The organism is Leptolyngbya sp. CALU 1928 (assembly GCF_056784215.1).
On record NZ_JBXBCE010000003.1, the window covers coordinates 226,988 to 249,422 of the forward strand.

The 22,435-nt window shown below is 48.4% G+C and carries 16 protein-coding genes and 2 pseudogenes; 17 read left to right on the forward strand and 1 reads right to left on the reverse strand.

Annotated elements, in window-relative coordinates:
* Positions 1-117: 117 nt before the first annotated feature.
* Positions 118-2,187: a response regulator gene (locus AC1S5B_RS19185; protein WP_482037301.1), complete on the reverse strand. Its 2,070-nt coding sequence runs from the start codon at positions 2,185-2,187 to the stop codon at positions 118-120.
* 275 nt (positions 2,188-2,462) lie between these two features.
* Here AC1S5B_RS19185 and AC1S5B_RS19190 point away from each other — a divergent pair, with 275 nt between their 5' ends.
* The 17 genes and pseudogenes from AC1S5B_RS19190 (at position 2,463) to AC1S5B_RS19270 (ending at position 22,300) form a co-directional block, all read left to right on the forward strand.
* A complete protein-coding gene (locus tag AC1S5B_RS19190) occupies positions 2,463-2,816 on the forward strand; it encodes a four-helix bundle copper-binding protein (RefSeq protein WP_482037302.1) in 354 nt (117 codons plus the stop codon).
* Positions 2,817-2,874: 58 nt separating this feature from the next.
* Positions 2,875-3,024: pseudogene (locus AC1S5B_RS19195) on the forward strand (transposase); the annotation flags it as partial.
* Between the two features lie 719 nt (positions 3,025-3,743).
* Positions 3,744-4,958: pseudogene (locus AC1S5B_RS19200) on the forward strand (ISNCY family transposase); the annotation flags it as partial.
* Positions 4,959-5,149: 191 nt separating this feature from the next.
* On the forward strand, positions 5,150-5,803 hold the full coding sequence (locus AC1S5B_RS19205; RefSeq protein ID WP_482037303.1) for a DUF305 domain-containing protein: 654 nt from the start codon (positions 5,150-5,152) through the stop codon (positions 5,801-5,803).
* 409 nt (positions 5,804-6,212) lie between these two features.
* Positions 6,213-8,417 (forward strand): heavy metal translocating P-type ATPase, encoded by a 2,205-nt coding sequence (locus tag AC1S5B_RS19210; protein WP_482037304.1) that lies wholly within the window; start codon positions 6,213-6,215, stop codon positions 8,415-8,417.
* A 51-nt stretch (positions 8,418-8,468) separates the two neighbouring features.
* On the forward strand, positions 8,469-8,720 hold the full coding sequence (locus AC1S5B_RS19215) for a DUF2933 domain-containing protein (RefSeq protein WP_482037305.1): 252 nt from the start codon (positions 8,469-8,471) through the stop codon (positions 8,718-8,720).
* A 50-nt stretch (positions 8,721-8,770) separates the two neighbouring features.
* Positions 8,771-9,460, forward strand: coding sequence for a methyltransferase family protein (locus tag AC1S5B_RS19220; protein ID WP_482037306.1), 690 nt, complete (start codon positions 8,771-8,773; stop codon positions 9,458-9,460).
* Positions 9,450-9,764 (forward strand): DUF5676 family membrane protein, encoded by a 315-nt coding sequence (locus tag AC1S5B_RS19225; RefSeq protein ID WP_482037307.1) that lies wholly within the window; start codon positions 9,450-9,452, stop codon positions 9,762-9,764. Before AC1S5B_RS19220 ends, AC1S5B_RS19225 begins: the two co-directional genes overlap by 11 nt.
* Before the next feature lie 103 nt (positions 9,765-9,867).
* The gene (locus AC1S5B_RS19230) at positions 9,868-10,365 is read left to right on the forward strand and encodes a DUF1269 domain-containing protein (protein WP_482037308.1); all 498 of its coding nucleotides are present in this window, start codon (positions 9,868-9,870) and stop codon (positions 10,363-10,365) included.
* Positions 10,366-10,413: 48 nt separating this feature from the next.
* On the forward strand, positions 10,414-10,941 hold the full coding sequence (locus AC1S5B_RS19235) for a universal stress protein (RefSeq protein WP_482037309.1): 528 nt from the start codon (positions 10,414-10,416) through the stop codon (positions 10,939-10,941).
* A 332-nt stretch (positions 10,942-11,273) separates the two neighbouring features.
* Positions 11,274-11,468 (forward strand): heavy-metal-associated domain-containing protein, encoded by a 195-nt coding sequence (locus AC1S5B_RS19240; RefSeq protein ID WP_482037310.1) that lies wholly within the window; start codon positions 11,274-11,276, stop codon positions 11,466-11,468.
* Between the two features lie 116 nt (positions 11,469-11,584).
* Positions 11,585-13,123 (forward strand): phytoene desaturase family protein, encoded by a 1,539-nt coding sequence (locus AC1S5B_RS19245; protein ID WP_482037311.1) that lies wholly within the window; start codon positions 11,585-11,587, stop codon positions 13,121-13,123.
* 45 nt (positions 13,124-13,168) lie between these two features.
* A complete protein-coding gene (locus AC1S5B_RS19250) occupies positions 13,169-14,425 on the forward strand; it encodes an FAD-dependent oxidoreductase (RefSeq protein ID WP_482037312.1) in 1,257 nt (418 codons plus the stop codon).
* 127 nt (positions 14,426-14,552) lie between these two features.
* Positions 14,553-16,124: an oleate hydratase gene (locus tag AC1S5B_RS19255; RefSeq protein WP_482037313.1), complete on the forward strand. Its 1,572-nt coding sequence runs from the start codon at positions 14,553-14,555 to the stop codon at positions 16,122-16,124.
* Complete coding sequence (locus tag AC1S5B_RS19260; RefSeq protein ID WP_482037314.1) at positions 16,121-17,341, forward strand: MFS transporter; 1,221 nt, start codon at positions 16,121-16,123, stop codon at positions 17,339-17,341. Before AC1S5B_RS19255 ends, AC1S5B_RS19260 begins: the two co-directional genes overlap by 4 nt.
* A gap of 64 nt (positions 17,342-17,405) precedes the next feature.
* Positions 17,406-19,832: a phosphoketolase family protein gene (locus AC1S5B_RS19265; RefSeq protein ID WP_482037315.1), complete on the forward strand. Its 2,427-nt coding sequence runs from the start codon at positions 17,406-17,408 to the stop codon at positions 19,830-19,832.
* An 86-nt stretch (positions 19,833-19,918) separates the two neighbouring features.
* The gene (locus AC1S5B_RS19270) at positions 19,919-22,300 is read left to right on the forward strand and encodes a phosphoketolase family protein (RefSeq protein WP_482037316.1); all 2,382 of its coding nucleotides are present in this window, start codon (positions 19,919-19,921) and stop codon (positions 22,298-22,300) included.
* Positions 22,301-22,435: the final 135 nt, after the last annotated feature.

The window sequence follows — 22,435 nt, forward strand, 5'->3', positions numbered from 1 at the left end:
GCTTAAGCTCGAATCTGTTTGCAACAGTCCTTGCCTACTCACTTTGACTCTAAGAAAACAATCTGAGGAACTTATGAGGAGGTCAGAACGTTTAAGTTTTAGAATTGTAATGATGCGCTAAGGCTTCGTGATTTTGAGGATAACTCTAGAGTCTCCTGTAGAAAAAATGCAGGCACCGCCAGCAACTTTAGACTGATGCAACGCTTCGGATGCGGCTTGATAGAGAGAAGGCAAATCCGTTCCATCCTCTGGATATTGAGCAATTCCAGCGCTAAATGTGATCTGAAATTGAGTCTGATCGGGGGCAACAAATTGTCTGGGGCGGAGCGTTTTTAATAATTGAGTCAGCCTTTGAGTGCCTTCTGCTTTGGTGGTGCCAAATAAGGCAATCACAAATTCATCGCTCTCCCAGCGAGCAACAACTGCATTTTGCCGAAAAGTTTGCCGAAGCAACTGTCCCCACTGACGCATCACCATGTCGCCAGTATTGTACCCGTGATGACCGTTGATCTCTTTGAGCTTGTCTAAATCCAACGTTGCTAAACAAAGCGACTGCTCCTGTTGTTTTGCCAGTCGAAGGTATTTATTCAAGTCTTGGGTAGATTTATGGCGATTAGAGAGTTTGGTCAAATGATCAGTCTCAGCCGCATTTTGAAGGAGTTTTATCCGATCTAGTCGATTGATAATGCGACTGACCAACTCTGGACCCACAATCGGCTTGCTCACAAAGTCATCTGCACCCAGTGCAAACACTTGATTCACGATCGCGGCATCGGTGTGCGCCGTCAAAAAAATGATCGGCAAGCGACTCCAGCGTGAGTTATTGCGGACAATCTGGCAAAGTTCAACGCCGCTCAAGCTCGGCATTTTCATCTCTAGAATCAGCAGATCTGGTGAACAAGATTCCAGAGTTTTCCAAAATTGTTGAGGGTCATTCAGCGTTGTCACGCCCAATCCCCAGGGTTCTAGTAACCCCTTCAGCATCGCGAGAAGTTGGGGATTAACATCAACAACCATCACTCGTTGCTTTGCTGCCTCGGCCCGCTGCACTGCCTGAGCGATCGCTTTCAGCACTTGAGCCGGGGGTAAGGGTTTGTATAAGAAACCATGTCCACCAAGTTGGGCAACTTCGATGCGGTCTGTTAACTGGTCGTGATTGGTGAAGACGAGGACTGGCACCGCAGGCGTTTGATGACTAAGCTTTGCCAGCAGTCTTAAACTCTCTATTGTGGGATGAGTCAGATCGGGATCGAGTAGCACCACGGTAGGCGCATCCTGCTCAATTTTCGTTTCAGCTTCGGTAAGGGTTGTTGCACTTGCGCTCCGAAATCCCCAGTTCCTGGCTTCATTCATCAACTGTGCTGCCAGTTGGCGATCAGAATCAACGATCAACAACAGAGGGCGCTCGTCCACAAACAGCGACTCTTCCGGCTCGCTCTGTTTTGTAGGGAAGTCGATCAATGCACGATTAGTAGACGTGAGTTGTCCTGTGCTGGTTGGATCAGCAATCGATTGTAAGGGTTTGAGCCGATAACCTAATCCATAAACCGTTTCAATTAAATCTGTGGGAGCGCCGACCCTCCTAAACTTTTGCCGTAGTCCCTTAATGTGAGTTCTCACAGAATCTTCGCTAGGAGTCTCCTCATACGCCCAGAGTTGATCCAAAATCACGCTGTAGGTAAAGACTCGACGACCATTCCGCAAAAAAAGCTCTAAGATCGAAAATTCCTTGGGACTCAGGAGTAAAGGCTGTCCTGCATAATTGACTTCGTGAGTTGTCGGATCAAGCCACAAACTACCCCACTCCAGCACAAATTGAAAAGCCGTTTCTCCGCGACGCAGCAAGGCTCGAATACGAGCAAGCAATTCCTCAGGATCGAGCGGTTTCACCATATATGCATCGGCACCTGCATCTAGCCCGATCGCTTGGTCGTGGCTACTGCTTCGCCCAGTAACTATGAGGATCGGCACTTGATAGCCGTGCGCTCTAAGTCTGTGACAAAGGCTGATTCCGTCTAGGTGAGGGAGTGTAATATCGATCAGGAGTAAATCATAGTCATAAACGACAATCAGTTCCCAGGCTGCTTCTCCGTCGTTGGCGACTTCAACCGTGTAATTTTCAACGGAGAGCATACAAGTCAGCAGGTCGGCATTTGCTTTGTCATCTTCTACCACCAAAATTTTCATAGCTCTAAATTCATCACAGGCGAGTCTTGGTGCTAGGTGGTCGGAATTACACTACCTAGAACAATAATGGGCAGTTATGAAATCAGGATGAAATTAAATGTTAGTCCCCTAAAATATCGAGAAATATTCCTAAAGACGTAAAGCTCGAATCACTCATAACTTCCTCATAGTCTGAGCGTAGCTTGAGAGACAGAAGAACTCTACGGTGCCCTAATCCAGTTTGAGAGCATCCCAAGTTGATCTTCGTTGTGTTAATTCTTTAGGAGCTTAAAGCCATGACAATGACTCAAACCCATCAGTCTTTGATAGAAACTTGCATTCAAAACTGTCTTGACTGTCTGCGTGAGTGTGAGTATTGCGCGACCGCTTGTTTAGACAGTGACATGGTACAAATGATGGCTCAATGCATTAAGCTGTGCCGTGATTGTGCCGATACCTGTGATATCTGCGCTCGATTTATGGCTCGTAATTCTGACCTACAAGCTTCACTGTGTAAAGTTTGTGAAGAGGCGTGTGATCGCTGTGCCATTGAGTGTGAAAAGCACGATCACGAGCATTGCAAAAAGTGTGCGCAAGCCTGTCGCCGTTGTGCTGAATCTTGCCGTCAAGTGCTTAAAGCAATGGCATAAAGTCATTTAATGTCTGAGGGTCAATTTCCTCCCGCTGTGCGGCGGCGGGAATGCAAGGATGAGCGAGTACATCCACAACAGTCATAACGTAACAGCTTTGCTATATCACTTAGTGTTTTCAGCAAAACATTGACGTGTTGTGTTTGATGAACAGGTCGATGAGGTTTTGCAAGAAGTTCGCTTGGAGATTGAAAAACGCTACGAGATAAACGAAGCCTATGAAAAATTGTCCTTGTTGCTCCAGTATACTCTTGCGACACATTCAAGGTGCATCAATCTACTGGTTTTGCCGAAGTTGCTGGCAACCAATGCCAGTTCTTGAATTAATAGATAGACAAGTGGAAAAGTCTTTCTTACATTCCTTGCACAACAGAAGCCTTTCCAAAGCGATCTCTTTGCATCACGTCTAACAAGCTACAGGTATCTCTAATGAACTCATTTTCACCTTATCAACCAACAGTATCTTGGTGGGTAGAAATCAACACTTCTTATTCCCCAGTAAACTTATCATCTGGGTCCCTTCAATGGTCAAGAAGAAGCGAAGCTTTCCAGAGGCTCTCATGTTGAGGTTTTGTATCACCAAGAGGCAAGAGACATTGTTGCCTTGATCAAGCAGCGTTAGCCTCATAGTTTTTTAATGAAAGAGTCTAATTTTTATCAGAGAAGCCTTGCTTATGACAATGGCATCTAAAGTTGCAATTCAAGGGGATTTACCCAACCCGGAATGCCTACGGATGCTGAAATTAAGGTCTATCGCTAAGAGCACACGACTAAGCAGATCAGGGGAACCATGAGAGCAGATCAGCAAGCTTTGCATCCAGCAATTCCAAATTCAAAACTTTGACAACTCGCTGAATCAGACTGGAGGATAAGGAAACACCTCGTGGGAGCACGGTGATGGAATCATTGCCTTTAAGTTTTGGGGTGTTGTTAGGCTATCTGCATCAAGCCATCAGTCGGATTGAAGACCCAAGGCAAGCGAGTAACGGCACCCGCTACAGCGTGAGTGACGCAATCTTGGCAGCGTTTAGCGTGTTTTTCATGCAGTGCGAGTCTTTCCTGGAGCACCAACGGCAAATGCAGAGTCGGCAGGGCAAGGATAACGCTCAAACATTGTTTGGGTTAGCTCAAATTCCGAGTACACCGCAAATCCGCAATATTTTGGATCACCTGGCTGCACCTGTCCTAACGGGTGTGTTTGAGCAGGTGTATCGAGGTTTGAGGCAAGGGGGATACTTGCAGGCATACCACTGCTTGGGAGGGCATTTGTTAGTCACCTTAGACGGGACGCAATATTTCAGTTCGCAGAAAATTCAGTGTCAGCAGTGTTCAACTCGAACGCATAAAAATGGGCGTGTGACCTATTTTCATAGCGCGATTCTACCCGTGATTGTCGCTCCTGGTCAGTCGCAGGTGATTGCCTTAGCCCCCGAATTTATCAGTCCGCAAGATGGGTCTGTGAAACAAGACTGCGAAGTGGTGGCGGCTAAACGCTGGATGCAGACCCATGCGGGGCAATTTGCCCAACACCCAATAACGCTGCTTGGGGATGACCTCTATAGTCGTCAACCGATGGTTCAGCAGTGTATAGAGCTTGGCATAAACTTCATTTTTACCGCTCTACCCGACTCTCACCCTGCCCTGTACGAGCGCTTGCACGTGCTTGAGGTTTTGGGGGCGCTCGAGACCCTAGAAATCCGGCAATGCCACCAGCGCACTCCAGCGATTTATCACTACCGCTATGCCAATCTCGTGCCGATTCGGGACACTCAACCCGCCTTGCTGGTCAATTGGTGCGAACTGGTCGTTACCCGGGAACACGACGCTCAGGTGCTCTACCACAATGCCTTCATCACCCACCATCGCTTGGGTCATACCACCGTTGCCTCAGTGGTCGCTGCTGGTAGAAGTCGGTGGAAGACCGAAAACGAAAATCACAATGTCCTCAAAACCAAGGGGTACCATCTCGAACACAACTTTGGGCATGGGCAACAGCATTTAGCCAACTTTTTGCTCACGCTCAATCTCCTGGCTTTCCTGTTCCATACAGTGCTTCATCTAGTGGACACGTCTTATCAGAAAATTCGCCACCAACGGGGCACTCGCAAGGGTTTCTTTCAAGACATCCTCAGCCTGACTAAGTATTTGCTATTCAATAGTTGGCAGCATCTAATTGACTTTATGCTCTCCGATGCAGACCCCTCTCCTATCACTGATTCCTCTTAAATTTTTGAATTTGGAATTGCTGCTTTGCATCGCTCATAAGTTTCTCAGAATTCAAGCGTAGTTTAAAAGATAGAGAAACGTGATCAGTCGTTAATCAAGGTGAATTTATGAACAAAAAGTTTTTGGTTTACAGCTTAATTGGTCTACTCAGTAGTGGTGCTGTTGCAGGATTTGCCCTTGTCAACAGCGAACAAGGTCAGTCATTACCTGCATCAGGAAAGCCTCAACAACCTAGATCGGTCCAAGCTGATCAGCATTTTATCGAGATGATGATCCCGCACCACCAAGACGCGATCGCAATGTCTGATCTGGCTTTGAGTCGTGCCAAACGCCCAGAAGTTAAGAAATTAGCTGAAGCGATTAAAAAAGACCAAACTCGTGAAATTCAAGCGATGCGTACCTGGTACAAACAGTGGTACGGCAAAGCAGTCCCTGCACATTCAATGACTGACATGGGCATGATGGGAAACCACCACGACCAAGCGCGGGGCGCAGGCATGATGGGTCAGGGTCAAGGCATGATGGGTCAGGGCATGATGAACATGAAAACCGACCTTAATGCGCTCAAGCAAGCCCCAGACTTTGACAAGGCATTTGTGCAACAAATGATTCCCCATCATCAAATGGCGGTAAAAATGGCTCAGATGGCATTGGGGCGTGCTGCTCGTCCAGAGATCCGCACGTTGGCTCAGTCAATTATCAAATCCCAAAAGGCTGAAATTGCACAGATGCAAGGATGGCAACAAGCTTGGAATCGATAATCCAGCTTGTCTAGGAGGGTAAGCGATCATTGCTAGGACAAGGCTCATAAACCTTATTCAGCCCCAACCTTGGCGATCCTCTAACCTTTCTGATTTCTATTTGCATTACTTGGAAGAACAGAAAAACACTTGTCTGTCGAGGTCTTTCCGACAAGTTGGAGGTTAACGATGTCTGGACTTTTTGGACGGAACCACACCTAAGACGCTTCACAAAGCAAAACCGCAAAAGCTCCAATCTGCGGCATGACCATTGATAAAGCGACAGCACTCAAGTCAGAGCAAGCTGGACAAACTTACTATTTTGCAGTCCGCACTGTCAGCAAACCTTTGCATCCAATCAGCCTAATAAAAGCAACATCAAAATCTAGAACGCCTCAAAGCCAATTATTTAAGAAGCTAGAGAACGGCAATGAACCACACGCATCACGGACACAACCACAAACCTACAGTAGCGACCAGTCCTAAAGAAACTGCAAAAGATCCCATCTGTGGCATGGTCATTCCTAAAGCCACAGCTTTAAACACAGAACGGAGTGGACGCACCTACTATTTTTGTAGCCAAAGTTGCCTCAACACCTTTCTCGATCCGGATCAAGAACTCAAGTCCACACGAAAACGAGTCACGATCGCACTGACAGGTGTTTTGCTCTTAGCCATTATGCGTGTCGGCGCTCTCATTGGACTGGCAGCCGGAGTGACGCTGGTGACGTGGGTGCCGATTCCCTTCTTGCCATGGTTTACCTGGGGAGTGTGGTTGTTTATCTTAACCACACCCATTCAATTTATTGGCGGATGGTCGTTCTATGTGGGAGCGTGGAATGCGATTCGCAGCCGCAGCATCAATATGGACTTCCTGATCGCGCTGGGAACAACCGTTGCCTATCTCTACAGCGTCGTTGTGGTGTTCTTTCCCAATAGCTTGCCCATCCGAGTGGACGAGCGGGAAGTTTACTTTGAAGTTTCTGCCATCATCATTGCCTTTGTGCTGCTGGGCAAATACATGGAAGAAATTATCAAGAAAAACTCTTCGGCTGCCGTGCGTAAGCTTTTGGATCTCAAACCTGCAACGGCGAGAGTCATCCGAGACGGGATGGAGATGGAAGTGCCGGCAGAAACTGTCATGGTGGATGAAACCATCGTCGTTCGTCCAGGGGAGAAAGTGCCAACGGATGGCGTGGTTCTAGAAGGAACGTCCTCGATCGACCAATCCATGCTAACTGGGGAGTCCATCCCGGTAGAAAAGTCAGTCGGAGCGGAGGTAATCGGGGGCACCCTCAACCGCACAGGTCTCTTTCGCTTCCGGGCAACTCGCGTCGGCGCAGAAACCGCCCTGTCGCAAATCATCAAATTTGTGGAAGAAGCTCAAGGCAGTACCGCACAAGTGCAGCGACTAGCCGATAAAGTAACCGGGTACTTCGTGCCATCGGTGATCATGATTGCGGTGATTGCTGCGATCGGCTGGTCACTGGTGGGTAATTTTCCTCAAGCGTTATTAGCATTTATTGCCGTTCTAATTATTTCTTGCCCCTGTGCCTTGGGAGTTGCCACACCTGCCGCTTTAATGGTCGGCGTGGGTAAGGGGGCTGAAAACGGCATTTTGATTCGGGGAGGTGAAGTGTTGGAGCGGGCTGAAAAGCTCACTATAGTCATCTTCGATAAAACGGGAACCTTGACACGGGGAGAGCCGAGCGTTACAGATGTGATTCCTTTGGAGGGACATCCCGACGACGAAATTTTGCGACTAGCGTCGGCGGTGGAGATCGGTTCTGAACATCCGCTGGGTGAAGCAATCGTCCGAGCAGCGAAACACCAAACTCTAGAAATTCCTAACGTGAAGAACTTTGACTCAATTCCCGGACAGGGGATTCGGGGAGACGTGAACGGCGATCAGGTTTTATTGGGAAATCGTCGCCTGTTTCGAGAACAAAGCTATCAAATCAAGTCAGAAACAGAAGCGGTCTTGCAACGGCTGGAATCTGATGGCAAGACGGCGATGCTGCTGGGCTGCAATGGTCTGCTGATTGGAATTGTGGCAGTTGCGGATACATTAAAACCGGAAGCTAGAGAGGCAGTTGCAGCGCTACGTCAAGAAAAAATCAAGGTGGTCTTACTCACCGGAGACAACCAGCGCACTGCTGAAGCGGTCGCGCGTCAAGTCGGCATTGATCGAGTGATTGCTGATGTCTTACCCGGAGACAAAGCCCAGGTCGTGAAAGAAATGCAGCAGCGTGGTGAAGTCGTTGCCATGGTGGGTGATGGCGTGAATGATGCCCCAGCTTTAGCCACCGCAGATATTGGCATTGCCATTGGTTCGGGTGCTGATATTGCGAAGGAAACAGGAGGCATCATTCTGGTTAAAAATGACGTGCGGGATGTGGTTGCTGCTGTTCGCCTGTCTCGTGCCACGATGCGGAAGATCAAACAAAATCTGTTTTGGGCGTTTATCTACAACACTATTGGACTTCCGATCGCTGCCTTTGGCTTTCTCAATCCTATGATCGCTGCGGCAGCAATGGCATTAAGTTCGCTATCCGTGATTGTGAACTCGTCTCTGCTGAAAGGCTTGAAATTATCCAACACTGCACTACTTGATCGCAGGCTCTCTAGAGCATAACGGCGATCGCGAGTCGTTCTACTCCCAATTTCTATTCAGAAGGAGGTCTTTATGCATCAACATGGGTCATCGAATCAGCCCCAGCCTGATCATCCGCCAACTCGTCTTAGTTTGCCGATTAAGTTTGTGCTGTATGTGTCAATCGGGATTATTGCATACTTCCTAGTTACAGAACATTTGGCGCATTTGGCGGGCTTCTTACCGTACTCTTTACTGTTCATCTGTATCTTCATGCACCTCTTTATGCACGGTGGACATGGAGTACATGGAGGCGATCAGGGCGGCAATAGCCAATCTCGCTGAAGTCGGTTATTCAGACTTTGCAAATCAATTTATTTCGAGGAGATGGAACCATGAATGACATGAGTAACGTTCCTGCTTACGGACTGTGGGGCTTAGCGCTTATTAATGCTCTGATCTTCATTATCTTTGCCTTTAGTTTTACCAAGCCGCGCACACCTAGAGATTGGCGATCGTTCGGGGCATTCTCATCGTTCATTGTGGCCTTGTTCGCCGAAATGTACGGGTTTCCCTTAACGCTTTACTTACTCTCAGGTTGGCTACAAACCCGCTATCCAGGACTGAACATTTTTTCTCATGATGGTGGACATCTTTGGTGGACATTGCTGGGATGGAAAGGTGATCCTCATTGGAATCCGATTCACCTTTTGAGCAGTGTACTCATTTTTGGTGGGCTGATTTATTTAGGCAGAGCCTGGGAAGTGCTCTACAAAGCTCAACGCAGTCACACGTTGGCGGTTTCAGGACCTTATGCCACCATTCGCCACCCGCAGTATGTTGGCTTCATTGTCATCATGTTGGGCTTTTTGCTGCAATGGCCCACTCTTTTGACCTTGTTGATGTTTCCCATTTTGGTCACGATGTATATTCGCTTAGCACATCAAGAAGAACGCGATGCTCTAGCAGAATTTGGTGAGGAGTACGCCCGTTACGCCGCAGTGACTCCTGCATTTCTCCCGTGGGGGCATCGCAACACTCAGAAAAAACTAGCGCCTTCACAGGAGTCTCACCATGACCCATAGTATTCACCAGAACGAAGAAACCCGTATACGTAGTCATTCAGCGCTGAAGCTAAGTGTGCGATCGCTGTTTCTTGCTACAGCAATGATTACAGGCATTGCTTATTTGGTTTGCATTCTGTTTCTAACAGTGGCACCTCAAGCAACAATGACATTTTTTAGCTACGCTCTTCACGCCAATCTATCTGGCATGAGCCGAAGCGTCACCTGGGGAAGCTTTATTGTCGGTCTTTTCGCTTGGTCTGCGGGCACAGGTTTGTACGCCGCTTTAGTGGCTCGTCTTTACAATAAGCTTTCGCTGAGATAGGAGGCAGCGGTGCTACTGCCTTGTTCTAGGGCTAAGAACACCATTGTTTTCATGCAAGTTTTTACAAGCAAAGCTGAACATTTATTTTAATAGGTAGGAAAACATGAGTGATCTAATTGTGGTTGGTTTTTCAGATCAATTTAAGGCAGATGAAGTCTTGCTTGACCTCAGAAAACTGGAGCGAGAACATCTGATCGATTTAGAAGATGCCGCGATCGTGGTCAGAAATAAAGACGGTAAGGTCAAGGTTAAGCAAACTCAGGAACTTGTCGCTTCTGGCGCGTTAAGTGGCGGCTTTTGGGGGCTGTTAATCGGCATGATCTTCCTTGAACCCCTGCTGGGACTTTTTGGTCTGGCAGTAGGTGCCCTTTCCGGTGCCTTAACAGATATCGGCATTGATGACAACTTCATTCGAGAGCTGGGAGACACGATTGAACCTGGAACCTCCGCCATTTTTGTTTTGGTGAGAAAGTCTACACCTGACAAGGTTTTAGAAGATTTGAGCAAATTTGAAGGAAAAGTCCTACGCACTTCGTTATCCCACGAAGATGAGGCAAAACTTCAGGCAGTTTTGACGAAAAGCGAGGCAGGTCAGTCATAGCGCCAAGAAAACTTGAAGTCAGCGTATATCACTCTAAAAGGAGATTCTATGTTTCACAAAATTCTAGTTGCGATTGATCTATCAGATCTGGCTGAGCATGTCGTTGAAATCGCGATCGCCCAGGCAAAAACAACTGAGGGCAATTTGCTGCTGCTCCACGTGATCAACGTGCATGAGCAAGAGTTCCCCCAGCTCGAAGGATATATCAGCGGCAGTTACAATCCTGAGGCTTTTGATGCCGAGGCACAGTCCTACAACCAGTATTGGAAAAACTACGAACAGATGGGTTTGCACGCTCTGCAAGCCCACAGCAAGCGGGCGATTGCAGCGGGTGTAGGCGCAGAATTCACGCAACAAACTGGCGACCTTGTGGGCAACTCCGGTGAAACCATCTGTTCCATTGCCCGGGAGTGGGAAGCCGATCTGATTATCATCGGACATCGGGGACTATCGGGTGTCAAAGAGTTAATTCAGGGAAGCGTCAGTAACTATGTGTTTCACCACGCACCCTGCTCTGTTTTGAGTGTGCAACATCCCATCACGATAAAACCTGCACCTGCTCCCGCTCATATATAAATCAGAGGATCACGGCAAGCAGAAGAGTAAGGAGAAAAAGTTATAGCAAAGCGACCGGGAATCATTGGAAAACTAGTTGCCTTGCTTAAAACTGCATTCAATTATCTTCAAACCGCGTTACAAATTTCTGTGTTATCGCTGTCGCTATTTTGGTGATAATCCCTATCTTAAATGCGCTCTCCATCCAAACACGGTGCTGACTGAACAAGCCGTTGATTGTACAGATTACTGTCCAAACAGTGAGGTGGAACAGGCTAAAAAATAGAGAAGAGGATTGCTGATCGCTCAAAACGTTTTTCTAACTAAACTACACAAGAACAAGGATTTACACCATGAAACTCCAACTAAAAGTTCCCGCTATGACCTGTGGTGGTTGTGTAAGCAGCATCACTCAAGCGATTAAAACAGTTGATGCTCACGCGATTGTTCAGGGTGATCCACAAACCAAGATGGTATCAGTGGAAACTCAAGCGCCTGAAACAGCAATCAAGGCAGCGCTCTCTAAGGCTGGCTATCCCGCTAGGTAGCTTGATGTGAGCGGCTTTGAAATTGAAGTCAAAGCTGCTCACTGGATGTTCAACTTCTCAGACTATAGGCGCGATCGCGATCCTATCAAAATGTTCATTGTTCGAGGAACTTTGTTATGAAACCGGATTACCTAATTGTCGGCAGTGGTTTATCAGCCTTGGTCTTTGGTGCGCTAATGGCAAACTCCGGTAAGATCGTGCAAATTCTAGAGGCGCATGAGCATCCAGGCGGTTTTGGTCATACGTTTACGATGGCTAAAAAATATACATTTAACGCTCAATTTCACTACGTTTGGGACTGTGGCGAAGGGCAAACCGTCAATCGGGTACTCAAAAAACTAGGGTTGGATCAAGAAGTAACTTTTGAGCGGTATGACCCCAACGGTTTTGACCATATGCGAATGCCAGGTCATGCGTTGGATATTCCCTCAGAGCCAGAAGAGCTGATTCAGCGTTTGACTATCCTATTTCCGGCTCATGGCGATCGCATTCGCCAATTCGTCAACGAAGTGGAAAAGACTAGTGCAGGCTTGAAAAGACTCGCTCCTCCAGTCAAGCCAATTGAACTACTCAAGCATCCGAGTGAAGTACTCTGTACTGTTCAAAATCTCAACAGCACGCTTCAAGATGTCTTCGACAAGTTTCAGCTACCGCAAGCAGCCCAAACCCTACTAGCTCTGCAATGGCTTGATTTTTTGCTGCCCCCCAATCAACTCTCGTTTTATGCCTGGGTTGCCTTGTTCAAAGGCTATCAAGCGGGCGCATTTTACCCAACCCAGCATTTTGAGCATGTGATTAATTCGCTGGTCAAAGTGATCGAGTCACATGGAGGACAGGTGCTGCTCAACCATGAAGTCACGAATTTTAGAGTCACAGACAAAACAGTTACGGGCGTTCAGGCGATGGACCTCACGACCCATCAAACCGATGAGTTTACGGGTGATACTGTGATTTGCAATCTTGACCCTCAAAGAGCCGCCAAAATGATTGGTGAGTCAAAGTTCTCTAAAGCGGTTCGTCGCAAACTCAACTATGAATATTCGGCCTCTAACTACATGGCGTATTGCGTCGTCAAAGATCTCGACCTCCGAGACTATGGCTTTGGCAAGTGGAATGTCTCGCACACCGGGCATCACGATCTGAATGAAGCCTTCGCGCAGATGTACGATCGCCATGACTTTTCTAATCCTAGTTTTGCCATCACCACGCCCACTTTGTTGACAGAAGCAGGTCGGGATTGCCCAGAAGACTGTCAGATTGTTGAATTTCTCACCGTTGCTAATTACGACTACTTCAAGCAATTGCGGGAGAGCGATCGCAAAGCTTACAACCAGAAAAAGCAAGAGATCTTAGACTCCATTCTGGATGTTGTGGAAGCACACTATGTGCCGAACTTTAGAAAACACATGGTCTTCCATATCACGGGTAGCCCAACCACCAATGAGCGTTTTTGCTGGTGCCCCAGTGGGAATTCCTACGGCTCCGTTTTGACCCCACGCAACATGGGCTTGGGGCGACTGAATCACGAAACCTCACTCAACCAGTTCTATTTCTGCAATGCCTCATCAGGCTATCCCGGCTTTGCTCCCACATTTTGGACGGGGGCACTGCTCTACCAACGATTGTCGGGCGACGTGCTTTTAGGCAACGGCTAAACAGACGAGCATTCACTACCCATTTCATAAACTTAGAGGTCAACTATGAGAATCGCTGTTGTTGGTGGCGGAGCTAGCGGCATGGCTACAGCCTACCTGCTTGATAAAGAAGGGCATCATGTCACTGTGTTTGAGCGACAGCCTATGTTAGGAGGACACATTCGGACACTCAACAAAAACGTGAAACCGAACCAAGCCGCTTGCGATGAAATTTTGGAAGGTGGAGTGCTCGAATTTCCCACTGTGTTTTACAACTTCGTTGCCCTGATGCAAGAGCTAGGGGTAGAACTAGAACCCGTCGATATTGGTTCAGCCATGTTTCTCAAAGATGGCAACCACATTCTCTCGGCAGTCACGATCGAGAAGAACTTTGCAGGGGTCCACGGGCTGATCGAACAGTTACGCCTCGATACCATCTATGCCCGTTCCGCTGGCTTATGGCTGAGAACGAAATTTGCTAACTTGCAAAATTTGTCCAACCGTCCGGTGTCGGCATATTTGCCCGGTTCCGATAGCCGCAATACCTGGCTAAAGTTGTTGATCATGTATAGCTACTCAATCCCGTTTGAACTGATTGATGATTTTCCAGCAGAGTTAGCGATTCCGATGTTACGCGACTATCTCGCAGTCAACTGGGTCAGGGTGAAGGGCGGTGTGTATACCTACATTGAAAAAATCGTGGCACGCTTTAAGGGCGAGATTTTGCTGGATGTGGAGATCGATCATATTTCCAGAAGCCTGGAGACTGTGAGCATTGTGCGATCGACGGGTGAAATGCAGGAGTTTGATAAAGTCGTGTTTGCTACGCCCCCTGACCAGGTGATGGCGCTGTTAGCAGACCCGACCGCTGCTGAGACTAAACAGTTTTCCGGTTGGAAAGCCAACTATGCGACGACTTTAGTGCATCGAGATACTTCCATGTACGCCCGACATGGCGTTACCCAACCCTCAGAGTTTGATTTCTTTCAAAAAGCAGACAGCCGCTGGGGCTATAACGGCTGCTTGAATCAGCTTTGCGGTATCTCGTCGCCACAGCATAATTTTTTATCGTTCCAACTGGAGGAGTTGATTGCACCCGATCTCATCATCCACAGACAGGAACATCACACCCCCCTCTACACCACTGAATCGTTCCGCTACCGGGATGAAGTGGTTGCCACCAATGGTGAGAACAACACTTACCATGCCGGAGCCTACCTTGGGGATGGTTTACACGAAGGAGCGATCGCCTCTGCCTTTCGAGTCGCTCAACTCATTGGGCAGACAAAGCTGAAACCCGTGCTGCTACAGCAGGCTTCCTAGCAATGTGGAAGCAGTCGAAAAAGCGACCGCTGGCAGCGATCTCCACTAGCGTAGATGCCGGAGTTGCTGTGGACACCAAAGGTAAGTAACACGCAATTAAACCAAGCTTATTAGGGAGTTCGTTGACATGGGTAAAGAATCTAATGCCTATTTATTGGGTGGTGGCATCGGCTCCTTAGCCGCCGCCGCCTTCATGATTCGCGACGGCGGACTCCCTGGCGGCAATATTTTTATCCTAGAAGCAAAACCTTTCCTGGGCGGAAGTTTGGATGGAGCCGGGAACCCTGTAGATGGCTATTCAATGCGGGGAGGACGGATGTTGACGACTGACAACTACGAATGTACTTGGGATCTTTACAAGTCGATCCCCTCGCTGAGTTCTCCCGGCAAAACGGTGTTTGACGAAACGATGGAGTTTAATGAGCAGCACCAATCAAATTCTATGGCGCGTCTTGTGGACAGTCGCCGTGCAAAAGTCCCCGTGAGTTCGATGGGCTTTTCCATGCAAGATCGTCAGGAATTGCTGAAACTCAGTCTGGCTGATGAAGCTGAGTTGGGTGCTAGTTGTATCACCGATTGGCTTTCCCCAGAATTCTTTGAGACTGAATTTTGGTATATGTGGGCGACGACGTTCGCCTTTCAGCCCTGGCACAGTGCTGTTGAATTCAAGCGCTACCTGCATCGCTTCATGCTCGAATTCTCCCGAATTGAAACTCTCGCTGGGGTAAAGCGAACTATCTACAATCAGTACGATTCATTGGTTCGTCCACTCCAGAGTTGGCTCGAAGCCCAAGGTGTCAATTTCGTCCTAGATTGCAAGGTGACGGATCTGGAGCGCCATACCGAGGCGGGCAAGCTGGTGGTGACAGTCATTCACTATCAGCAGAGTGGTGAAACCAAAGCGATCGCGGTGAAAGACGGCGACCTTGTGTTTCTGCAAAACGGCTCAATGACCGATGCCTCAAGTCTGGGTTCGATGATCAGTCCGCCCCAGAAGCTGACTAAGCAGGACAGCGCCAGTTGGAGTCTATGGGAAAAGCTGGCAGCGGACAACCCAGATTTCGGGAATCCTGCTGCTTTCAATAGCAGCATTGCCGAGTCTCTCTGGGAGTCTTTCACCGTCACGCTTAAAAACCCCGCATTCTTCGACAAGATGATCGGATTTAGCGGCAATCAACCGGGAACTGGCGGACTGGTCACGTTTAAAGATTCAAACTGGCTGATGTCGATCGTGCTTGCCTATCAACCTCACTTTGCAAACCAACCTGCCGATGTCCAAGTCTTTTGGGGATATGCTCTGTTCCCTGATCGCGTGGGTGATTTTGTTCCCAAGCCGATGACCGAGTGCAACGGTGCAGAAATTCTGCGAGAACTCTGTGGTCATCTACGATTCGATCTAGACACAGTGGAATCAGCAAACTGCATTCCTTGCAGAATGCCTTACATCACCAGCATGTTCATGCCTCGTGTACGCACAGACCGACCGTTGCCGATCCCTCATAGCTCAAAGAATCTGGCTTTCATCAGTCAGTTTGTCGAAATCCCGGATGATGTCGTCTTCACGGTCGAGTATTCAGTGCGAGCGGCTCAGATGGCGGTCTATGAATTCCTCGGTATCGATCGCCCGATCCCGCCTGTCTCGCCTCATGACAAATCGCTGCGAGTGCAGTTTGAAGCTTTAATCAAAGCGTTTAAATGAATAAACAACTGTTTTTGCTGCTGTTCTGCCTGTTTGTCGTCATGATTGGTTTTGGGGTGACATTACCCGTCTTACCTTTCTATGCTAGACATCTCCATACCGTGGGGGTATCGCGTGAAACAATGGCAATTCACATCAGCCTGTTGACGAGTATCTATGCTTTAGCACAATTTATCTTCGCTCCATTGTGGGGGCAATGGTCAGACCGGGTAGGCAGGCGACCGCTGATTTTATTGGGAATTGCGGGTTCTGCGATCGCGCAGGTGTTGTTTGGGCTGGCTTCTTCCCTAACGATGCTCTACATTGTGCGGGCGATTGGTGGATTCTTATCTGCGGCGATGTTGCCAGCTGCAACGGCTTACATCTCTGACATTACAGTAGAGCGCGATCGTAGCCGCAACCTGGCTTGGCTAGGAGCCTCTGTGAGCTTAGGGGTCATTGTTGGACCCGCACTTAGTGGGTTAACGACCCGTGAAGATATGCACTTTACCCTAGGATCTCTGGATGTCAAAATTGAAAACTTCGCACCCCCATTCTTTCTGGCTGGCATTTTGATGTTTCTGACGCTGCTGCTGGCAATCCGATGGCTACCAGAATCTCTGCCCGACCGATCGCGCAGTGCTTCCAATGACAAGTTAAGCCTTAATTGGAAAAATCTGGAAAGCAAGTTGTTGTTGCTGCTGGGGTTGACCCTTGCCAGTCAGTTTGGATTATCGGTATTTGAGGGCATCTTTGCCATCTATGCTCAAGAGCGATTTGGGTACGGACCTGTTCAGATTGGCATAGTTTTTATGGTCTGCGGACTGGTGATGGCAGTCTTTCAAGTGATTGCGATCGGCTACTTAGCAGGACGCATCCGCGCAATGTCTCAGGTTGCCCTAGGCTTTGGTCTCATGGGAACTGGCATCATCTTGCTGCTGGTTGCGCCATCCTTACCGTTTTTATTGGGAGTGGTTAGCTTGCTGTCATTGGGCATGGCGTTAATTTCCCCCAATCTTACTGCCCTTGTTTCAGAGCAGGGGGGGCAGCATAAAGGAGCCGTTCTAGGACTGCAAAATGCTGCCAACAGTTTGGGGCAGGTCGGTGGACCGGTGCTTGGAGGATTTCTATTCGCATGGCAAGCAAGTGTTCCTTACCTGTTTGCCGGAACCTTTCTCATAGGCGTAGGTTCATTGATTAGTTTGTCCAAGAAACGCAAACAGCGATCGTTCAATTAAGCCCTTGCATTCCACTTTGGCAGCAGTTTGTGAAGGAACTAAATTTTTATCGAAGTGAGTAACTATGCGTTTCTCAATACTGGCGACTCCTATCAATTCTGAACTTTCGATCGCACAAGTCCAGGCGGCTCATCAGGCAGAGCTAGAGGCGATCGGGCGTTATTGTCGCCTGACGAATTACCTTGCGGCGGCTCAAATCTACCTGAAAGACAATTTTCTACTCAAGGAACCCCTACAGTCGGAGCATATCAAAGATTGTCTATTAGGACACTGGGGCACTTGCCCTGGCATTAACTTGATCTATGCTCACCTCAATTGCCTAATTCAGCACCACGACATTAGCCTGTTCCTGATTGCAGAGGCAGGACACGGAATCCCTGCAATGTTGGCAAACCTCTACCTAGAAGGCTCTCTCCAGGCGGTTTATCCTGAACTGACCCTAGACGGGAATGGATTAGCAACCTTGATTTGCGGTTTTTCCTATCCCTATGGTTTTGTGTATCACGATTATGCAGGTGAAGAACTTGGTCATGCTCTCGCTGTCGCTTTTGGGGCGATCATGGATAATCCTGACTTGATTGTGGTGTGCATGATTAGCGATGGAGAAGCAGAAACAGGAGCGACACCTACTGCCTGGGATAGCTACAAGTTGATCGATCCAGCAAAATCTGGCGCAGTGTTGCCGATCTTGTACCTCAATGGCAATAAGGCTTCAACTCCCGCTGTCTACGATGCGATGAGTGATCTTGAGCTTCAGCAACGATTCGCAGGCTACGGCTATCAAGTCCAAATGGTTGGCAGCCAGAACAATCAGTCTGACCAAGATTCAGCGACTCAAAATGCGATCGACCTAAATGCTGATCTCTATGGCTCACTCGATTGGGCATATCGAGAGATTTGCAGCATTCAACAAGCTGCACGTTCAGGGCAAGCGATCGCTCAACCCAAGTTTCCTTTGTTGATTGTGCGATCGCTGCAAGACTGGACGGGCAACCAGAAGACTGATATAGCGTCGATCAAGGAGTCTCATGGCGCTCATAAAATTCCTACCAAAGATGTAAAGACCAATCCGCAACAGTTACAGCTTCTAGAAGACTGGTTGCGCTCCTATCAGATTGAAGAATTGTTTGACCCGCAAGGTTGCCCGATTCGAGAGATTTTAGACCTTTGTCCGCAAGGTAAGCAACGTATGGGCTGTCATGCTCACACGTTTCAACGGGTCTACCAGCCCCTCAATATACCGAATATCTCTGACTTTGAAATACCAACTCAAACGAAGTCATGTTCACCCGAAGCAGAGCATAGCAACACTGAACAAATCGGAAAGTACATCAAAACAGTTATTGAGCAAAATCCCCAAACGTTCCGTATTTTCTGCCCTGATGAGCCAGAGTTGAGCAATTTATCAGTTGTACTAGAAGTTAGCGATCGCAATGATCAGCGTTCCATTCAGTCTGATGATTTGCAGGTCAGTTTGAGAAAAGAGCGAATGCTGAAGTTTTTTAGCCAGCACACTTGTCAGGGATGGCTTCAGGGCTATCTGTTCACAGGTCGGCACGGACTTTTTCTATCGCATGAAGCGGCTTTAGACAGCATTATCAGCATGATGAACCAGCACGCCAGCTTCCTGCAACTGTCCAAAACATCCCCGTGGCGTTCGCGAAGCGTGGACTGTGCCCAATCGCCCGTCGCCTCTCTCAATTACTTGGCAATTTCCACCCCATGTCGGCAGGAATGCAGTGACGTTTCGCGACAAAGCTTTAGCTTTATCAATGCGATGATGGCTCAAAAAGCGGAGATTGTGCGAGTTTATCTACCGCCAGATGCGAACTGTTTGATCGCGACGATCGCGCACTGCTTAAACACGATCGATCAAATTAATCTCATCATTGCTAGTCCTGATCCGCTGCCGCAATGGTTAACGATGGCAGACGCAATCGCGCACTGTCGAGCAGGGGCTTCAATCTGGCACTGGGCAAGCACCGATCAAGGCATTAATCCCGATGTAGTGCTGGTTGGAATCGGCGATCGCTCCACGCTTGAAGTCATGGCAGCCGCCCAGATCTTGCGGGATGAACTGCCAGAACTGCGGGTGCGAGTGGTGAATGTGACCGATCTGCGAGTGTTGGAAGCGGAGCCTTCTCAACATTTAGATCCGGAACAGTTTGAAGCGTTGTTCACTTGCGATCGCCCCGTCATTATCAACTTTCAGGGCAATCCCGCAGTTTTGAAGCAGCTACTTTTTGGTCGTCCAAATTCTGACCGCTTTCAACTTAATGGCGATCGCGGTGAAGCCATCTCCTCGTTTGCTCAGAATCTGCGTCATGGGACTTCACGCTTTCATTTGATCATCCAAGCGATTCGATTGGCAGCCCCGCATAACTCTAGTGTCGCAGCACGAGCAAGTGAACGAGTGCATTACTACGAGGATGTTTTAGCACAATATCGTCTGAGTCAGCAATCGGGAGAAGATCGGGCATCCTCTCTCTAGTCATGATGTGTTTGAAAAAGATTTAACTCGCTACTGTTCCAATCGCTCTTGAAATTTCAGTTGTAAACCCTTACCTCTTACCTAATATGACAGTTGCTACTCCGATCGTGCCCAAAACCCTAACAACAGAGGAACTGCGGAAGATTCATGCTTACTGGCGTGCTGCCAACTATCTTTCGGTTGGTCAGATTTACCTTCTCGACAATCCACTCCTGCACGAACCACTCAAACTAGAACACATCAAACCTCGGCTGCTCGGGCATTGGGGCACTACTCCAGGTCTTAACTTTATTTACGCTCATTTCAATCGTGTGATTAAAGCGCAGGATCTCAACGTTATTTACGTAGCAGGTCCAGGTCATGGCGGTCCAGGAATCGTTGCTAACGTTTATCTGGAAGGGACTTACAGCGAGGTTTATCCCAACATCTCGCAGGATGCCGAGGGAATGCAGCGGCTTTTCAAACAGTTCTCCTTTCCAGGCGGAATCCCTAGCCATGTTTCGCCTGAAACGCCGGGTTCCATTCATGAGGGCGGAGAGTTAGGATACTCACTACTTCATGCCTATGGTGCTGCCTTTGACAATCCTGACCTTTTGGTTTGCTGCGTAGTTGGTGATGGAGAAGCTGAAACGGCAGCATTGGCAACTAGTTGGCATTCAAACAAGTTTCTGAACCCTGCCCGTGATGGTGCTGTTCTGCCCATTCTGCATTTGAATGGCTATAAGATTGCCAATCCGACAGTGTTGGCGCGGATCGACCCAGAGGAACTAGAAAGCCTACTCGTTGGCTATGGCTACAAGCCTTATTTTGTCGAGGGAGACGACCCCGAAACCTTGCATCAACAGATGGCAGAAACGCTAGACATGATTATTCGTGAGATCAAAGCGATCCAACACGATGCCCGCACAAACGGCTTCTTAAAGCGTCCCAAATACCCGATGCTTGTGCTGAAAACTCCCAAAGGGTGGACAGGACCCAAAATTGTGGATGGACTCCCGATCGAAGGGACATTTCGCGCTCATCAGGTGCCTTTATCTGAACTTGCAAGCAAGCCTGAACACATCAAAATCCTGGAAAGCTGGATGAAAAGCTACAAGCCAGAAGAACTGTTTGATGAAAGCGGGAAATTGATCGAAGAGTTGGCAGAACTAGCTCCGAAGGGCGATCGCCGCATGGGGGCAAATCCTCATGCCAATGGTGGGATATTGCTCAGAGATCTGAAGCTGCCGAACTTCCAGGACTATGCGGTTGAAGTTCCCAAACCCGGCACGATTACAGCAGAACCAACTCGCATCATGGGACAGTTTTTGCGAGATGTCATGAAGCTAAACTTGGACAGTCGCAATTTTCGAGTCATGAGTCCCGATGAGAATAACTCAAATCGTTGGAATGCGATTTTGGAAGTCACCGATCGCATCTCGACTGCCGAGATCTTGCCGACAGATGACCATATTGCAATCGATGGTCGAGTCATGGAGGTTCTCAGCGAACACATGTGCCAGGGCTGGCTAGAAGGATATCTCCTGTCAGGTCGGCACGGCTTCTTCTCGTGCTACGAAGCCTTCATCCACATTATCGACTCCATGTTCAATCAACATGCTAAATGGTTGAAAGTGACTCATGACCTTCCTTGGCGTAAACCGATCGCGTCTCTCAACTACTTACTCACGTCTCATGTTTGGCGGCAAGATAACAATGGCTTTTCGCACCAAGATCCTGGCTTTATCGATCACGTTGTCAACAAGAAAGCCAATGTGATTCGAGTATATCTGCCGCCCGATGCCAATACTTTACTCTCGGTAACTGATCACTGCTTGCGAAGTCGTCACTACGTCAATCTGATCATTGCAGGCAAGCAACCCGAATTGCAGTGGCTAGACATCGAAGCGGCGAGTAAGCATTGCACGGCTGGGCTGGGTATCTGGGAATGGGCAAGCAACGATCAAGGCGTTGAACCCGATGTAGTAATGGCTTGTGCCGGAGATGTGCCGACTCTAGAAACTCTAGCGGCAGTTGATTTCTTGCGTCAACACTTTCCCGATCTAAAAATCCGCGTCGTCAATGTCGTTGATTTAATGACGCTTCAGCCTGCCAGTGAAAATCCGCACGGTTTGAGTGATCAAGATTTTGATAGCCTCTTCACGCGCGATCAGCCGATCGTGTTTGCCTATCATGGCTATCCCTGGTTAATTCATCGCCTCACCTATCGTCGCACCAATCACCATAATCTGCATGTGCGCGGGTATAAGGAAGAAGGAACGACAACCACGCCCTTCGATATGGTGGTTCTCAATGACCTCGATCGCTTCCATCTGGCTCAAGATGTCATCGATCGCGTTCCGAAACTCCAATCTACTGGCGCTCATGCAAAACAGCTTCTCCGCGACAAACTGATTGAACATAGACAATACATCACAAAGCACGGCGAGGATATGCCTGAGATTCGTGATTGGAAGTGGACATACTAATTGTTATCTTGGACATTCTAGCTAATTAGAGAGTCAACAGGTTTACAAGCCTGATTGAGTAAGTCTTTCGAGGAGGGCAGCCTCGGCACTGAGTGGCAAACCCTCCTCGTACAGCACACAGGTATGAAATTAGGA

Bases quoted from the DNA above. Each gene is read 5' to 3' on its own strand.
- AC1S5B_RS19185 (WP_482037301.1), bottom strand. From the start codon at position 2,187: ATGAAAATTTTGGTGGTAGAAGATGACAAAGCAAATGCCGACCTGCTG.
- AC1S5B_RS19190 (WP_482037302.1), top strand. From the start codon at position 2,463: ATGACAATGACTCAAACCCATCAGTCTTTGATAGAAACTTGCATTCAA.
- AC1S5B_RS19205 (WP_482037303.1), top strand. From the start codon at position 5,150: ATGAACAAAAAGTTTTTGGTTTACAGCTTAATTGGTCTACTCAGTAGT.
- AC1S5B_RS19210 (WP_482037304.1), top strand. From the start codon at position 6,213: ATGAACCACACGCATCACGGACACAACCACAAACCTACAGTAGCGACC.
- AC1S5B_RS19215 (WP_482037305.1), top strand. From the start codon at position 8,469: ATGCATCAACATGGGTCATCGAATCAGCCCCAGCCTGATCATCCGCCA.
- AC1S5B_RS19220 (WP_482037306.1), top strand. From the start codon at position 8,771: ATGAATGACATGAGTAACGTTCCTGCTTACGGACTGTGGGGCTTAGCG.
- AC1S5B_RS19225 (WP_482037307.1), top strand. From the start codon at position 9,450: ATGACCCATAGTATTCACCAGAACGAAGAAACCCGTATACGTAGTCAT.
- AC1S5B_RS19230 (WP_482037308.1), top strand. From the start codon at position 9,868: ATGAGTGATCTAATTGTGGTTGGTTTTTCAGATCAATTTAAGGCAGAT.
- AC1S5B_RS19235 (WP_482037309.1), top strand. From the start codon at position 10,414: ATGTTTCACAAAATTCTAGTTGCGATTGATCTATCAGATCTGGCTGAG.
- AC1S5B_RS19240 (WP_482037310.1), top strand. From the start codon at position 11,274: ATGAAACTCCAACTAAAAGTTCCCGCTATGACCTGTGGTGGTTGTGTA.
- AC1S5B_RS19245 (WP_482037311.1), top strand. From the start codon at position 11,585: ATGAAACCGGATTACCTAATTGTCGGCAGTGGTTTATCAGCCTTGGTC.
- AC1S5B_RS19250 (WP_482037312.1), top strand. From the start codon at position 13,169: ATGAGAATCGCTGTTGTTGGTGGCGGAGCTAGCGGCATGGCTACAGCC.
- AC1S5B_RS19255 (WP_482037313.1), top strand. From the start codon at position 14,553: ATGGGTAAAGAATCTAATGCCTATTTATTGGGTGGTGGCATCGGCTCC.
- AC1S5B_RS19260 (WP_482037314.1), top strand. From the start codon at position 16,121: ATGAATAAACAACTGTTTTTGCTGCTGTTCTGCCTGTTTGTCGTCATG.
- AC1S5B_RS19265 (WP_482037315.1), top strand. From the start codon at position 17,406: ATGCGTTTCTCAATACTGGCGACTCCTATCAATTCTGAACTTTCGATC.
- AC1S5B_RS19270 (WP_482037316.1), top strand. From the start codon at position 19,919: ATGACAGTTGCTACTCCGATCGTGCCCAAAACCCTAACAACAGAGGAA.